12 protein-coding genes and 2 tRNA genes are annotated in these 13,736 nt (G+C 54.4%); 7 read left to right on the top strand and 7 right to left on the bottom strand.

All coding sequences use genetic code 11. The annotated features are described in order from the left end of the window. Positions 1–163: 163 nt before the first annotated feature. Entirely contained in the window at positions 164–439 is a 276-nt protein-coding gene (locus C3F13_19325; GenBank protein PWB49550.1) for a hypothetical protein, read from the bottom strand. Here C3F13_19325 and C3F13_19320 point away from each other — a divergent pair. Further along, positions 429–1,400, top strand: coding sequence for a hypothetical protein (locus C3F13_19320; protein PWB49549.1), 972 nt, complete (start codon positions 429–431; stop codon positions 1,398–1,400). The two genes, C3F13_19325 and C3F13_19320, sit on opposite strands and share 11 nt — an antisense overlap. A 336-nt stretch (positions 1,401–1,736) precedes the next feature. Next, complete coding sequence (locus C3F13_19315) at positions 1,737–2,261, top strand: hypothetical protein (GenBank protein PWB49548.1); 525 nt, start codon at positions 1,737–1,739, stop codon at positions 2,259–2,261. A gap of 347 nt (positions 2,262–2,608) precedes the next feature. On the opposite strand, the gene C3F13_19310 is transcribed toward C3F13_19315, so the two are convergent. Both C3F13_19310 and C3F13_19305 read right to left on the bottom strand, forming a co-directional pair. Beyond that, positions 2,609–3,811 (bottom strand): phosphofructokinase, encoded by a 1,203-nt coding sequence (locus C3F13_19310; protein ID PWB49547.1) that lies wholly within the window; start codon positions 3,809–3,811, stop codon positions 2,609–2,611. Between the two features lie 58 nt (positions 3,812–3,869). Next, a complete protein-coding gene (locus C3F13_19305; GenBank protein PWB49546.1) occupies positions 3,870–5,549 on the bottom strand; it encodes a methylmalonyl-CoA mutase in 1,680 nt (559 codons plus the stop codon). A 161-nt stretch (positions 5,550–5,710) separates the two neighbouring features. On the opposite strand from C3F13_19305, the gene C3F13_19300 reads away from it, so the two are divergent. Continuing rightward, positions 5,711–6,193 (top strand): hypothetical protein, encoded by a 483-nt coding sequence (locus C3F13_19300; GenBank protein ID PWB49545.1) that lies wholly within the window; start codon positions 5,711–5,713, stop codon positions 6,191–6,193. Positions 6,194–6,621: 428 nt separating this feature from the next. Here C3F13_19300 and C3F13_19295 read toward each other — a convergent pair whose 3' ends face one another. Next, the gene (locus tag C3F13_19295; GenBank protein ID PWB49544.1) at positions 6,622–7,350 is read right to left on the bottom strand and encodes a hypothetical protein; all 729 of its coding nucleotides are present in this window, start codon (positions 7,348–7,350) and stop codon (positions 6,622–6,624) included. A 569-nt stretch (positions 7,351–7,919) separates the two neighbouring features. Between C3F13_19295 and C3F13_19290 the strand changes: the two genes are divergently transcribed. Together C3F13_19290 and C3F13_19285 are read left to right on the top strand one after the other, a co-directional pair. Next, positions 7,920–9,056, top strand: coding sequence for an IS481 family transposase (locus C3F13_19290; protein ID PWB49543.1), 1,137 nt, complete (start codon positions 7,920–7,922; stop codon positions 9,054–9,056). A 175-nt stretch (positions 9,057–9,231) separates the two neighbouring features. Then, on the top strand, positions 9,232–9,825 hold the full coding sequence (locus tag C3F13_19285; protein PWB49542.1) for a hypothetical protein: 594 nt from the start codon (positions 9,232–9,234) through the stop codon (positions 9,823–9,825). A 25-nt stretch (positions 9,826–9,850) separates the two neighbouring features. On the opposite strand, the gene C3F13_19280 is transcribed toward C3F13_19285, so the two are convergent. From C3F13_19280 to mviN, 3 genes are read right to left on the bottom strand one after another with little or no spacing between them, the layout of a single operon-like run. After that, positions 9,851–10,174 carry a hypothetical protein gene (locus C3F13_19280; protein ID PWB49605.1) on the bottom strand — a complete coding sequence of 108 codons (324 nt, stop codon included), beginning with the start codon at positions 10,172–10,174 and terminating at the stop codon, positions 9,851–9,853. Next, positions 10,171–11,691 (bottom strand): peptidase S8, encoded by a 1,521-nt coding sequence (locus tag C3F13_19275; protein ID PWB49541.1) that lies wholly within the window; start codon positions 11,689–11,691, stop codon positions 10,171–10,173. Before C3F13_19275 ends, C3F13_19280 begins: the two co-directional genes overlap by 4 nt. A gap of 6 nt (positions 11,692–11,697) precedes the next feature. Beyond that, a complete protein-coding gene (gene mviN, locus C3F13_19270) occupies positions 11,698–13,218 on the bottom strand; it encodes a murein biosynthesis integral membrane protein MurJ (GenBank protein PWB49540.1) in 1,521 nt (506 codons plus the stop codon). A 203-nt stretch (positions 13,219–13,421) separates the two neighbouring features. On the opposite strand from mviN, the gene C3F13_19265 reads away from it, so the two are divergent. Together C3F13_19265 and C3F13_19260 are read left to right on the top strand one after the other, a co-directional pair. Continuing rightward, positions 13,422–13,509, top strand: a tRNA-Ser gene (locus C3F13_19265). 2 nt (positions 13,510–13,511) lie between these two features. Continuing rightward, a tRNA-Ser gene (locus C3F13_19260) sits at positions 13,512–13,605 on the top strand. Positions 13,606–13,736: the final 131 nt, after the last annotated feature.

Here is a 13,736-nt window from a genome sequence, read left to right as displayed (position 1 = left end):
TGCTCCGGGTACCAGGGCAGGGGTGGAGATGGGGGAAATTGTTTTGTAAAAAAAAACAAATCGATACAATTCAACCACCTCCGCACAAAGAACGTGCAGGTGATCCTGCCTCCCTCAAAATTCACAGGCTGCACAAATATAGTCAGGGGCATGATGCAGCCGCCTAGAAAACCGGCAGGGGACCCGCATACAAACAATGCAGGTAAAGTGACCTCAACACCAACCAACAAAAAAAGAGAGCGGGATTTTGTGGGGTGTTAATTGTTGGGTTACGCGAAGAGGGCTCAACCAGTAGAGCGCATAGCAGGTCACCCCAACCTGCTGCTGCCCGGAACAGGAGGGTGTACAATATATTCAGCCAGGTGGTTTGAGTATTCGATCTAGAAATCATGGAGGGGTGGGCGATGAAGATATCCAGGTTCTTGCAGATGCCGATCATCGTAGTGTTGCTCGGCGTAATTTCCACATCCTATTCACCAGCCAATGGCCAAAATGCCCAGGGTGACGACAAACCACCGGAGGTGATCCAGGGAGGATCATGGAAAGACGATTTCTGGCAAGGAAAGCTGGAGCAATCCGAAAACATCGATGTTCAACTGAGCTTTTTACTGCTCAAGTATACAGAGCAGCTGCATTGGAAACAGACCTGGAAAGAACACTTTGCTGAAGGTGAATTTTGGCAGACCGAAGCCATATCAGATTCTGTGCGGCTTGCCTGGGATGAAGACGGTCAGGAATTCTACAGCGCGGGAATTTATACCTCCACAGTCTTCTATGCGGGGAGAGCCGTCGATTGGGTGTTCTCGGAATGGAAATATTCAGGCACACCTGAAGGTGTGTTCATCCAATTCAGGACCGGAGAAACGCAAAATCCAGATGATGGATGGAGCGGTTGGATGGTGCCACGCATGGGAAACTTTGAGTATTTGTGCGCCTACACCTTACCAAGTGGAAACACCGATTGTTTTACCAACCTGAATGGGATCAATAGCAGCCCTTATATCCAGTATCGTGCCTCGTTTAAGAGCGATCACCCAAGCACTACGGTTGAGCTTTATGATATTGATTTCCTTTATGGCATTCACTGTTTAAGCGGCAGTGCCCTCTCAATCCCCATTCCACCAGCCGATTTACGCGAGTGGGAGAGCGTGCTGATCAGTTCGACCGTCCCAGCGGATACGACATTGGTAATCGATGTCGTTACCACTGACGGGACAGTGCTGATCCCTGATGCCATGAACGGGACCAGCCTGAAAGGAATCGACCCGCACGACCACCCAGTGATACAGCTGCGCGCCAGCCTGACCACCACAGATGCATCCGTCTCACCAGGGATCGATGTGTGGGGGCTGAAATGGATTATCTGGCACAGGCAATTCATCCCGATTGCTGGGCGATAATGCAGCGATCTGACTGATGATCTGTAAAAGATCCGGGCGTATCAGAATTGGTCAGCGAATAACACAAGCAAAGGAAAAGCCCCGGGCAGTTTCGACTGGCTGCTGTTTATCGGCGTGCTTCGATAATATCGCAGAGGTATCCGCAAGGGCTATCATCACGTCAATCGATGGACGAGGAGTTTGGGGGTGTCTGCGATTCTAATTGTACCCTTGGTATAACTATGGCGTGATGGCCTGAAATGAAGGAGCCAGTGCATCTACACCTGGTCATACGCTGCAACCCATCGGCTCTGAAGGTGTTAACACTCGAAATCACACTTTCACAAGGAGAAATGCATGGATATCGTCGCATTGACAATGCTTGGCTTGGGAATCTTCGTATGGCTGTTCGGGAACCGCATGTGGCTGCTGGGGGCGGGGGCGGGGGCTCTCTTAGGCTTCGGCCTGCTCAACCTGGTACCGTCGCTCAACACGGGCTGGCTGGGGTTCTTCGTAGTGGGCGGGCTGGCTGTGTTGTTCGGGATTTTAGGCTTCATTGGCAAAGCCTTCACCAAGCTCATCGCCATGGTATTGGGCTTTATCGGCGGCGGGGCGCTGGCGGTAGCCTTCATGGACATGTTGGGGCTGGACCTGGGCCTCGTCACCTGGGTAGTGGCGCTGGTTGTGGGCCTGGTAGGCGCAGGGCTGCTGTCGCGCTTCGTCAACTGGGGGTTGATCATCTTCGCCAGCCTGCTTGGCTCGATGCTGGTGGTGCGTGGTGCAATGGGATTTTTAGATGTATTAACCGGCACGATCGGCAGCATCGTGGTGGTGGTGCTGACCATATTAGGGATTTTCTATCACGCGAGGAAGAGCAAATAATACCCCCCTTGCATCCCCCCATTTACAAACCTGTACGGACTTGGTACATGGGTAACACATGTACCAAGTCCGTACAAAGAACGGATTTAGGGGAGGAGATTTAAAAAAATGGGCAGGTTTGTACGCAACCATAAACAGGTTGCTCGAACCTGGGTGGCTAAACATACGCCCCAGTGAGACGGGGCAACAACAGATGGTACTTTTTTGACGAGGTGGTAAATGATACCCCCCTTGCGTCCCCCCATTTACAAACCAAAATGGGGAGAAACAAGAAGGGCGGGGCAATGCCCCGCCCCTACATCAAGAAAAATCTGCGCAATCTGATCAATCTGCGATAATCTACGGTCTTATTCGCTGGTCATGATGAATAACGGCTTCATCTCAAATGACTCATAATGCGGGCGCAGGCGGTCGGTGTTGTAATAGGTAGCCACGTTCACCATTTTCTTCTTGCCCACGATCACATCCAACGGCATATTGTCGTAGCGCCCGTTCTTGAGCACCACAAGGCGACCATGGACCTTCATCATAGCCAGGTTGAGGGCCAGGTTACCATAAGCCATGGGGACGATCGAGTCAATGGCATCGGGGTCACCGGCGCGCACCATATAACCCAGCTTCTGGTTGATGATGTTGATCGGCTTGCCGTTATTGTACATGCCGGTCAGCTCAGCCAGGCGAGCCGAGACCATGTCGCCAATGCCACCCAGCTTGGCGTGCCCATAGGCGTCGGTGGCGCGATCCAGGAAGACCATCTCCTCACCATCAAACACGGCTCCTTCTGAAACGAGCACCACCGAGTATTTGGAGGGATTGCGGTTGCGGTCATACACCAACAGCTCGGCCAGGCGGTCGATATTGAATTTATACTCCGGGATCACACAGCGGTTGGCGGCCCCGGCCATGGTGGGCAGCATGGCGGTGAAGCCAGCATAGCGCCCGAATACCTCCAGCACCATGATGCGCTCGTGCGAGCCAGCGATGGTGCGCAGGTTGTTGGTGAGCTGGATGGTGCGGGTGACGCAGGTGGAGAAGCCGATGCAGTAGTCGGTGCCGGGTACGTCGTTGTCCATCGTCTTGGGGATGGCGATGACCTTGACGCCCTCCTGGTGCAGGCGCACAGCGTAGCTGAGCGTGTCGTCGCCACCGATGGGGATCAGGTAATCGATGCCCAGCCAGTCGAGGTTCTTGAGCACCTCAGGGGTCAGGTCATTGACATCGGCTGTGTACTTATCCTGCAGGTGGGGTGGCACGCTATCTTTCTTGATCGAGCTAGGCCGGGTGCGGGAGGTGTGCAGGAAGGTGCCACCGGTGCGGGCAGCCCGGTTGACCACTTCTTCAGTCAGCTCCTGGTAGTTGTTGCTGTTATCGACCTTCTCGTCGCGGATCACGTCGATGATACCGGCCCAACCGCGGCGCAAGCCGATCACCTTGTAGCCTTCGCGCAGGGCGCGCACCGTTACGGCGCGGATAGCCGGGTTGAGCCCGGGCACGTCACCGCCGCCGGTAAGAATGCCGATCACTCCTTGGGTTTTCTTGATATTTGCCATGTTACTCTCCAATAATAATTCCCTTATGGGTAAGATAATTCCAGGGTCGTTCCTTGGATCAGATCCAGGTGGGTTCCTGGTAGGTTCCGAATTCAGCTTTCATCACAGCGATGATCTCCGATAGGGTAGCATAGGCACGCACCGCATCCAGGATGAAGGGCATGGTGTTTTGGGTGCCGTGACATGCCCGGCGCAGGTTATCGAGGGCTTGCCCAACCCGCCCAGCGTCGCGCTCGCGACGCACCTGGGCCAGGCGCTCCACCTGGCGGGCATAGCCGGCAGGGTCCATCTCCAGCAGGGGGATGGTGAGCGGCTTGTCTTCGGCGTAAGCGTTCACACCCACGATGCGCCGGGTGTTATCGTCAATCTCACACTGGTAGCGGTAGGCGGCATCGGAGATCTCGCTCTGGAAGAAGCCCTTGTCGATGGCAGGGAGCACGCCGCCCAGCTCGCCAATACGCCTGAAGTAGTCATAAGCCTGGGCTTCGATGCGCCGGGTGGCAGCCTCCAGGTAATATGAGCCGGCCAGCGGGTCGACAGTGTTGGCTACGCCCGATTCCTCGGCAATGACCTGCTGGGTGCGCAGGGCAATGGTGGCGGCATGCTGTGACGGCAAGGCCAGGGCCTCGTCCATGCTGTTGGTGTGCAGGCTCTGGGTGCCACCCAACACAGCAGCCAGGGCCTGGATAGCCACGCGTACGATATTGATCTCAGGTTGTTGGGCGGTGAGGGAAACGCCGGCGGTTTGGGTATGGAAGCGCATCAACCACGAGCGCTCCTGCCTGGCGCCAAAGGTGTGGCGCATCTCGTGGGCCCAAATGCGCCGGGCTGCGCGATACTTGGCGATCTCTTCAAAGAAGTCATTGTGGGCGTTGAAGAAGAACGACAGGCGCGGGGCGAAGCTGTCTACGTCGAGCCCGCGCTGGAGTGCCCAGCGGACGTACTCCATACCATCAGCCAGAGTGAAGGCCAATTCCTGTGCAGCAGTCGAGCCTGCCTCACGGATGTGGTAACCGGAGATGCTAATGGTGTTCCACTGCGGCACGGTAGTGGTGCCAAACTCGATGGTATCGACCACCAGGCGCATGGAAGGCTCGGGAGGAAAGATGTATTCCTTCTGGGCGATGTATTCCTTGAGGATGTCATTCTGGGTGGTGCCGCGCAGGCAGCCGGGCTGCACACCCTGCTTCTCAGCGGCAGCGATGTACATGGCCCAGATGATGGCTGCGGGTGAGTTAATGGTCATGCTGGTGGAGACCTTGTCGAGCGGGATGCCTTCCAGCAGGATCTCCATATCCTTGAGGGAGGAGACAGCGACGCCACACTTGCCGAACTCGCCCAAGGCTTCGGGGACATCGCTATCATAGCCCATCAGGGTGGGCAGGTCATAGGCGATGGATAGCCCAGTCTGCCCCTGGGCGAGCAGGTATTTAAATCGCTGGTTGGTCTCTTCAGCCGTACCAAAGCCGGCAAACATACGCATGGTCCACAGGCGACCGCGGTGCAGGGTCGGGTGAACGCCGCGCGTATAGGGGTACTCGCCGGGGAAGCCCAGCTCATCCAGGTAGTCGAAGTCTGGCAGGTCGAGCGGGGTATACAGGCGCTCGACGGGCTCAGACGATGTGGTGATGAAAGTCGCCTGGCGCTCGGGCATGGTGGAAAGCGCATCCTGAAGGTCGCCCTGTTCCCAATCTTGGAGGGCTTTGTTCAGCTCGTCTAGTTTAGCTTTATCATACATGACAGACCGCTCCTTGATCCTCCTGCACCTGGTCAATACTTTGGGTAAATTGCGTGACGAATTATACTCCCTCCTGTGTGGAGGCGGGCAACAACTTATGAGCAGGCTAAGTGATCGTGTAAGCGCAATGGAGCATGATAAACTAGCTACATGGAGCGCAGGTGAACTACATCATTGATGGGCACAACTTGATCGGACACATCGCGGGACTGGAACTGAGTATGCCTGACGATGAAGAACGCCTGGTGGAATTGCTCCAGCGGTTCGGGCGTGGCACACCGCACAAGCTGGAGGTGTACTTTGACGGAGCACCTGCGGGGCAGGCGGGGGTACGCAGCTTTGGTCAGGTGAAGGCATACTTCGTGAGGCAAGGGCAGACAGCTGACGAGGCCATCCGCCGGCGACTGGCGAAGCTGGGGCGCTCATCGGCGGTCTGGGTGATCGTATCGTCAGACCGGGCGGTGCAGGCAGCCGGACGTGAGGCACACGCGCAAACCTTACGCGCGGAGGATTTCGCCAGGATGGTGCAAGGCACGCTGGAAGGACGACTGGCAAGTGAACGCAGCTCCCCCGAACAGACGCTCAGCGAGGAAGAAGTGAACAAGTGGCTGAGGATTTTCAGAGGACCACATAAGAAAATGTAGCCAGGAGTAAATGTAGCCGCAAGTAAATGTAGCCGCAAGAAAAAACAATTGCTAGAAAATCTAACCGCAATCTAACTGCAAAGGAACGGTAATAAAATGTAACCGCAAGTAAGTGTAGCTGCAAGTAAATGTGACCGCAAGAGAACCTAACCGCAAGAAAACCCGAGTTTTAAGACCAATCCAACCCTAATCAAGCTTTAATACTAAGTGGATAAATTGGGTGTATATTATGAAAGTTGACACTTGCTCAAACTTTTATCGGTACTGCAGGTGTCCACCACCGGGTAAAATCTTTTACTCGTCCCCCCCGGGTTGGAGATTCCGGTGGCCCTCCTTAGATTGCCGGACGTGAACACCACGTCCGGCATGGGTTTTAATAAGGGATAGCCCGGCGAATACCGGGCTATCAATGAGGCAGGTCGGGGGGATTATTTGCGCAGCTGAGGCTGGCCAGGGTTGCTGTTGCTGAGCGACATGGGGTGGTATGTAGGCTCCGGGCGGTTTGGAGTGGGACGTGCCGCGAGAGGGTCTACCCGAGGGGCTGGCTTATAAGCGGATGCCTGAGCGGGCAATACCGTCGGGTTCGTGTGAGGCTGCGGCTGGCTGGATTTTAATGCCTGGCGTGAGGCCTGCCGGGGAGATTCTGACTGGCTGAAGAGCCGGTCACCAGCGACGGAGAAAGAACCAATGATGAGCACACGGATCACCCAGACCATGACTGCAACAAATACCGGCACCACTTTGAGGATGGTAGACTGGGAGAGGACTGAGCTACCCAGCGATGCGTGGTTAACGATGGCGATAGCCACACCCCAGTAGGTGAGCATGGCATTCATGGTGGCAGCCAACATCCAGGCGCCAAACAGGTACCAAACCTCGTGTTGCTCGCCGGAGCCCTTTTCGGGGGTGAAGAGGCGGGCGATGCCGGCAAAATCGATGCCGCAAAAAGCGATGGCCAGGATCGCAGCCCAGCGGATACCGGCAAAGCGCAGGTCGCCCATCAGATCGGTGAGGGCAAAGTCGGTGGTGGAATAGTTGAAGATTTCAAAAGCGAGCAGGGCGCCTAGAATGAGCAGGCCAAACAGCAGGCCGCGGGAAGGCTTGACCTTGCTAACCACACGATTGAACTCGAGAGCGGAATTTACCTTGTTGTCCATGTGAACCTCCTTTGGTTCTAGAGACGATCGGATGGTAAAGATGGATAAACTATGCTTAATATAGAACAATTGTTCTAGTTTGTCAAGGGGGAAATTGAGAAGGGAATTACAAGTTGAAATATCAATTTAAATGGTACTTTGGTAGGAGTTCGAAGGTAGATGATCTCATCGGTAACAGGATGTTATTTTCCACATTCTTCGGCCAAGGGATGACAAAAAATGAGCGTCTAGCAAGGAATAAAATAATATCGCCCCCCTCTTCGCTCCCCCCATTTTGTATAGAAAAATGGGGGGAGAAAGATTAATAATGAGCTGGGTTTCGCGAATACCGCTCAATCGATCAAGAACATACCAGCCATAGGCCTAAGGGTCACCCCAACCTACAACTTAAGTTGAGAAGGCGCAAAAATCGGGGCGTCTAGCAAGGAATAAAATAATATCGCCCCCCTCTTCGCTCCCCCCATTTTGTATAGTGTACAGACCGGAGACATAGGTAACAACCGTTCGGAGACATGGGTAACACATTAAATACAATAAGGGTATTTCGGTGTAAAGAAAGGAGACCGATAATGCCCTGGAAGGAAATAACAACCATGTCAGCAAGGACAGAGTTCATTGAGGATGCAAAAAGTGATGATGCCAATATATCTCAGCTCTGTAGACAGTATGGGATCAGTCGCAAGACTGGCTACAAGTGGCTAAAACGAGAGCAAAAATTCGGTCTAGCAGGGTTGGTTGACAAGTCGCGTCGACCACATCATAGTCCAAATCGAACAGCGGCAATGATCGAAAGCCAGGTTCTGGAGGTAAGAAAAAAGCACCGAGCGTGGGGAGGCCGTAAGATTCGGAAGATCTTACAAAACAAGGGTTACAACCATGTTCCCACTGCAAGCACGATCACTGCCATCCTGCACCGCCATCAACAAATCGATCCAGAAGAGTCACAGAAGCATCAACCCATACAGCGCTTTGAGAAGGAGCTTCCGAATGAATTATGGCAGATGGATTTCAAAGGTTATTTTGCCTTAGAAGAAGGTGGGTACTGTCATCCTCTGACTGTGCTGGACGATCATTCTCGTTTTCTGGTGGGTTTGAAAGCCTGCCCAAACAAGACGATTGAGACGGTTCAAGCCCAGTTGACTTCCATTTTTCAACGTTTCGGCCTGCCCGAACGAATGCTAATGGATAATGGATCGGCCTGGGGTTTTGATCGTGAAGCCCGCCATACTCTCCTAACGGCATGGCTCATCCGGCTGGGTATCGCGATCTCGCATGGACGTCCATATCACCCGCAAACCCAAGGTAAAGAGGAACGATTGAACCGTACTCTCACAGTAGAAGTGCTACAGCAAAACCAGTTCAATACTTTACAGGATAGCCAGGAAGCTTTTGATGAATGGTGGCAAATTTACAACTATATTCGACCTCATGAAGCCCTTGAGTTACTTCCACCTGCTTCCCGGTATATCCCTTCATCGCGTCCTTTTCCGACCATATTGCCTCCCATTACTTACCAGGAAGATGACATTATCCGTAAGGTCGACTTGGTCGGAAAGATTTATTTCCATGGCAGCACGTATCGCATCAGTGCTGCTTTCCGTCATCAACCGGTTGCTTTAAGACCTACCAATATTGATGGACAATTCAGTGTCTTTTTTTGCAAACAAAAAGTTGCTCAAATCGATCTTCACCATGATAATTGTTAAAGAATTCATGTGTAACCTATGTCCCCGAACATGTGTTACCCATGTACCAAGTCTGAACACACGGCAAAGACTGGGAAAGATGGCCGTAAATCTAACCCACAGTAATTAGAATTGATGTTCTAATAACCTTGATTAATTAGAACAATTGTGCTATATTGCATGCATCCTGGCAGCGATGGGAGGGCGTATGAAAAACGGACCGGCGTTAGTCATTCGTGGCACAATTGTAGGATGCTTGATCGTGGGATTGTTGGGATGGATCCTGGCACGACAGGTAAAGCTCCTGCCAACCACTGAGGTGGCCTTCGCGGCTTCACCCACGGAGGCAGTGGAGCAGATCGCAGAACAGAGCGAGTGCGAGGTGAGCTCAAACTACCCGGAGGGGATCCTGCAGTGGTGCGAGATGATCACCAGGCTGGCCAAGCAGGCTGAGCTACCCCCGAACCTGGTGGCGGCAGTCATGTTGCAGGAGAGCGGAGGGGATGCCAGCGCCTATTCAGCCAGCGGGGCCGTGGGTTTAATGCAGATCATGCCACGCGATGGGATTGCAGCCAGCTTCGAATGCATCAACGGGCCGTGCTTCGCCAGCCGGCCAACCATCGAGGAGCTGCAAGACCCCCAATATAACGTGGAATTTGGGACGCAAATGCTGAAAGGCCTAATCGACAGGCTGGGTAGCCCGCGTGACGCCCTGAAATCCTACGGGCCCATGGATGTGGATTACTATTATGCCGATAAAGTGCTGGCAATCTACGAAAACTACCGCTAGGTGCCGATCGAGCTCGAGGCCTTGCTCAAGGTGATTTTACTGCCAGGGGCATGAAAACCAGCTTGCCAAGCAGCGTCATCACAGGCATCCCCCTGACGAAGGCTGCCTGATCGCTGTGTACCCCGTAATCAGCGTTGATAATCGGGTCAGTGGTGGCGCTATCCACGCTAAGGGCCATGTGCACACTGCGAGCTTCCTGCTCATCAAGGTTAGAAAAGTCCCAGCGAACCGTATCGCCTAAGAGCGTAAATGGAGGAGTGGCATTAACAAAAGTTGTTCCAGCCGGAAGTGTATCGGTCAGGATAATCCCAGTGGTCGGGCCAACGCCTGTAGCGTGGGTGATGGTCAGAGTGTAGGTATCAGATCACCGGGCATCACAGAAGATTCAGAAGCGACTTTCCCCAATACCAGCGTGTGGAGAAATTGTAGCGCAGCCAGGGCGTCGATGCGCCCCCAACCATAGGCATTGTTCGGCACGCCACTGCTATCACAACCAGCCCAGGAGATATGATAGGCAGACTGGTCAATAATCGATTCAATTTCATCCACCTGACCACGCAGGTTGGGGCTGGCGGAGATGAGCAAGGCAACCAGGCCAGCCACATGCGGCGCAGCCATACTGGTGCCGCTCTTCCACCCATAACCTCCACCGGGAATGCACGAGCGAACATTCACTCCTGGAGCAGAAATATCAGGCTTGGGGCGGTGGCTGCCATCCACAGTAACTGGGCCTATGCTGCTGAAACTGGCGATGGTATCGGAGCTGTTGGTCGCCCCGACGGTGAAGGATTCGTCGTAAATCGCAGCGGGGGTATTCACCGTTCCACAACCAGACGGAGGGGATGAACCCGAATTTCCAGCGGAATGGGTAGTAACGATGCCAGCTGCCACCAGGTTTCGGACCACAGTTAATATCACAGCGGGATCGGTGCAGCCCTCGCTGGGTGGACATCCCCAAGAATTATTAATCACATCAGGAGCCAGGTCGGGGCGGGGATTCTCGCCGTTCAGGTCGGTGGGGGCGACAAACCACTGGTAGCAAGTTGAATAGGTAGCCGGCGAGCCAGTGCCGCTCGCATCCATGTTGCGGCAACCGATCCAGCGGGCACCTGGGGCCATGCCGATCTGGTTGCCAGCACCATCATCACCGAGCATGATTCCCATGGTATGGGTACCATGACCGTAAGGGTCGATAGGGGTGGGAGAATGGTCAGCAGTGGCGTCATACCAGTTGTAGTTATGGTCAGCCTGTGCACCATCCCAGCCGCGATACTGGTTTTCTATTGCAGAATGGCTCCAGGCATAGCCGGTATCCTGCCCGCCGATGACGACCCCCTGGCCGTTATAGCCCAGTGCCCAGACTGCTGGGACGTTCACCTTGCTGATGTTCCACTCGACGGATTGTGGCTCAAAACTAGAGGAAGCAGACTCGACTGGTGCATCCAGGGTGACGGAGGGGTTAGCAAACAGGTGGGCTACATCGAGGCGAGAGGCCAGCAGCTGAATCGCAGACAAATTGCCGCGCACCCAGATCATATTGGCAATCCAGAATGGCTTGTATTCCAGACCCAGATTTTCGAGGTAGGTAATCAGGGGTGCCTGGGTTCGGTTCGCGGTAGCGGTAAGGGCCTGGAAGACGTACCTGCCCTTCTCCAGCCTGGTGGGCAAATCATGGGCAGTGCTGAGATCAGCCTGGATGGTCAGATAGACCAGGAATTCAGTATCAGCGCTTGCAGCAGTCTGCAGAACCCATGGATCAACTTTAGTGCGCCAGGCGGCTGCACTGGCAGGAACGGCTGCACCGGCAAATGAGACTGAAAAGATGGTTAGAAGCGCCAGGAAACTATAAAGGTAGTTACGAATCATGCGCCTCTACATATTAACCAAAGACCTGAGCTCGGGCAGGACAAATGGCAAAACCAGCAGACCACCCAGACCCATGGCCAACACCGCGAAGATTATCCCGGATATCGGTAGGGATAACTGCAGCAGGCCATATACCAGCAGACCAGTGACGATGGACACCGGTATAACCCTGACCAGGGTACTGCGTACGTCTACAACACCAGGAAAACGTCGGCTGAGCAGCCACCATAAGAAAATGGCTTCAGCGGTGAAGGCCAATCCGGTAGCGAGGGCAATGCCGGCAGCACCCAACATGGAGCTAAAGACTACCCCGAAGCTCACGAAGATCAGCGTGGTGAGGAAGGAAGCGCCCAATGGCACCAGGGCATTTTGCTGAGCATAAAAAGCCCGAGCAGCCACTTCGACCAGGGATTGACCCATGAGGCCAACCAGAAAAGCGCGCGTCACCCAGACGACCAGGTCAGTTCCTGCGGCATCGAACCCCAGGATGCTTACAATGGGGCGGATTCCCACAGCTACCAGGGCAGTCCCTGGGATGGTGAGGGCCAGGATGATGCGCATGGCGCGATTCAAGGACTGGCGGAAGGAATCCATATTCTCGTGCGCCACCTGCTCTGAGATGGTAGGCAGGAGCACCGTTCCAATGGCGGTGCCGACGAGTGTCTCTGGAACCTGCATGAACAACCATCCGTATGAAAGTGCAGTGACCGACCCAATACTCAGACCAGAAGCAATTCTGTCCCGGGCGACGAACAACATTTGAATGAAAAATACGGTGAGGACGCGGGGTCCCATCAGGTTGAGAACCTTGCGCACGGCGGGATGATGCAAATTAATTGAAGGGATCCAGTGGAATTTGTACATCAGAAGTCCAGGCAGCTGGATAACCAGGAAGAGGACTGCCCCAACGATGGTGCCATAAACAACACCATAAATCCCCATTCCGAAGGCGGGCAAGGTGATTGGACCAAGGTGGTAACCTGCCTCAGGGGCCAGGATAATCACCCCGAACAACATCCCCAGGTCATACATGCTGGGGGCTATTGCGGGAAGCACGAAGTGCTGGTTGGACTGCAGACCGGCGATGACCAGACCTGCCAATGAGAACAGGATGGTGGCGAGCAGGTCGAGGCGCATAATGCTGACCACAAGGCGCTGCTGCTCGATGGTGAAACCGGGCGTGACCACATGCTGAACCAGAGGTACGGCAAAGATGGCGAGCACAAATGCGATGGCAGCGGTGACGAGAAAAACGAGATTGGCGATGCGGGAGAACAGGTCCCAGGCGGCCTGGCGGTCCTCTTTGTGAAGGGTTTCTGTCATCACGGGGATGAGGGCGATGCCAAGCGCTCCACCTGAGATGAGCGCGAACAGTAAATCGGGCAGATTGTTGGCAGCGTTGAAGGCGTCTAACGCAGGTGAAAGCCCAAACTGGCGGGCGACCAGGACGTGATGCAACAACCCCAACAACTTTTCAAGGCCAAAGAAAACCGCCACGATCAGGGTCGATTTGGCGAAACGCGACATTTGGCAAGTATAGCATGAGTATCAGGGAATATTTATGGTCATGCATGGGGTAAGACGAGAAAGAGGTGGGCTCGCTGGAGATGGGAAAGGGCTACACATTGGCAAAGGGGCTAAATCGTTGCATCTCGCCCCCTGATATGGTAGAATTCCGAGCGCTTGAGAGGGATTTCATGACCCGAACGTTTTACGGGTTCCCTCGCTCTGGAGGGATGGCCGAGTGGCTTAAGGCGCCTGTCTTGAAAACAGGTATGGAGAAATCCATCGTGGGTTCGAATCCCTCTCCCTCCGCCTACGGGGAGGTGCCAGAGAGGCCGATTGGGCTCGCCTGCTAAGTGAGTGCGGGGGCTAAAACCTCCGCCGCGGGTTCGAATCCCGCCCTCCCCGCCATGAAACAGCTGACAGCTTTGAGCAGTCAGCTTTCAGCTTTAATAAGGACCGCTGCCTGGCACCCATTGAGGGTGGAACTTCGAATCTGCCCTCCCCGCCATGAAACAGCTAACAGCTTTGAGCAGTCAGCT

This window comes from Anaerolineales bacterium, assembly GCA_003105035.1.
Classification (GTDB): Bacteria; Chloroflexota; Anaerolineae; order Anaerolineales; family UBA4823; genus FEB-25.
This window is presented reverse-complemented; position numbering and strand designations above follow the sequence as displayed.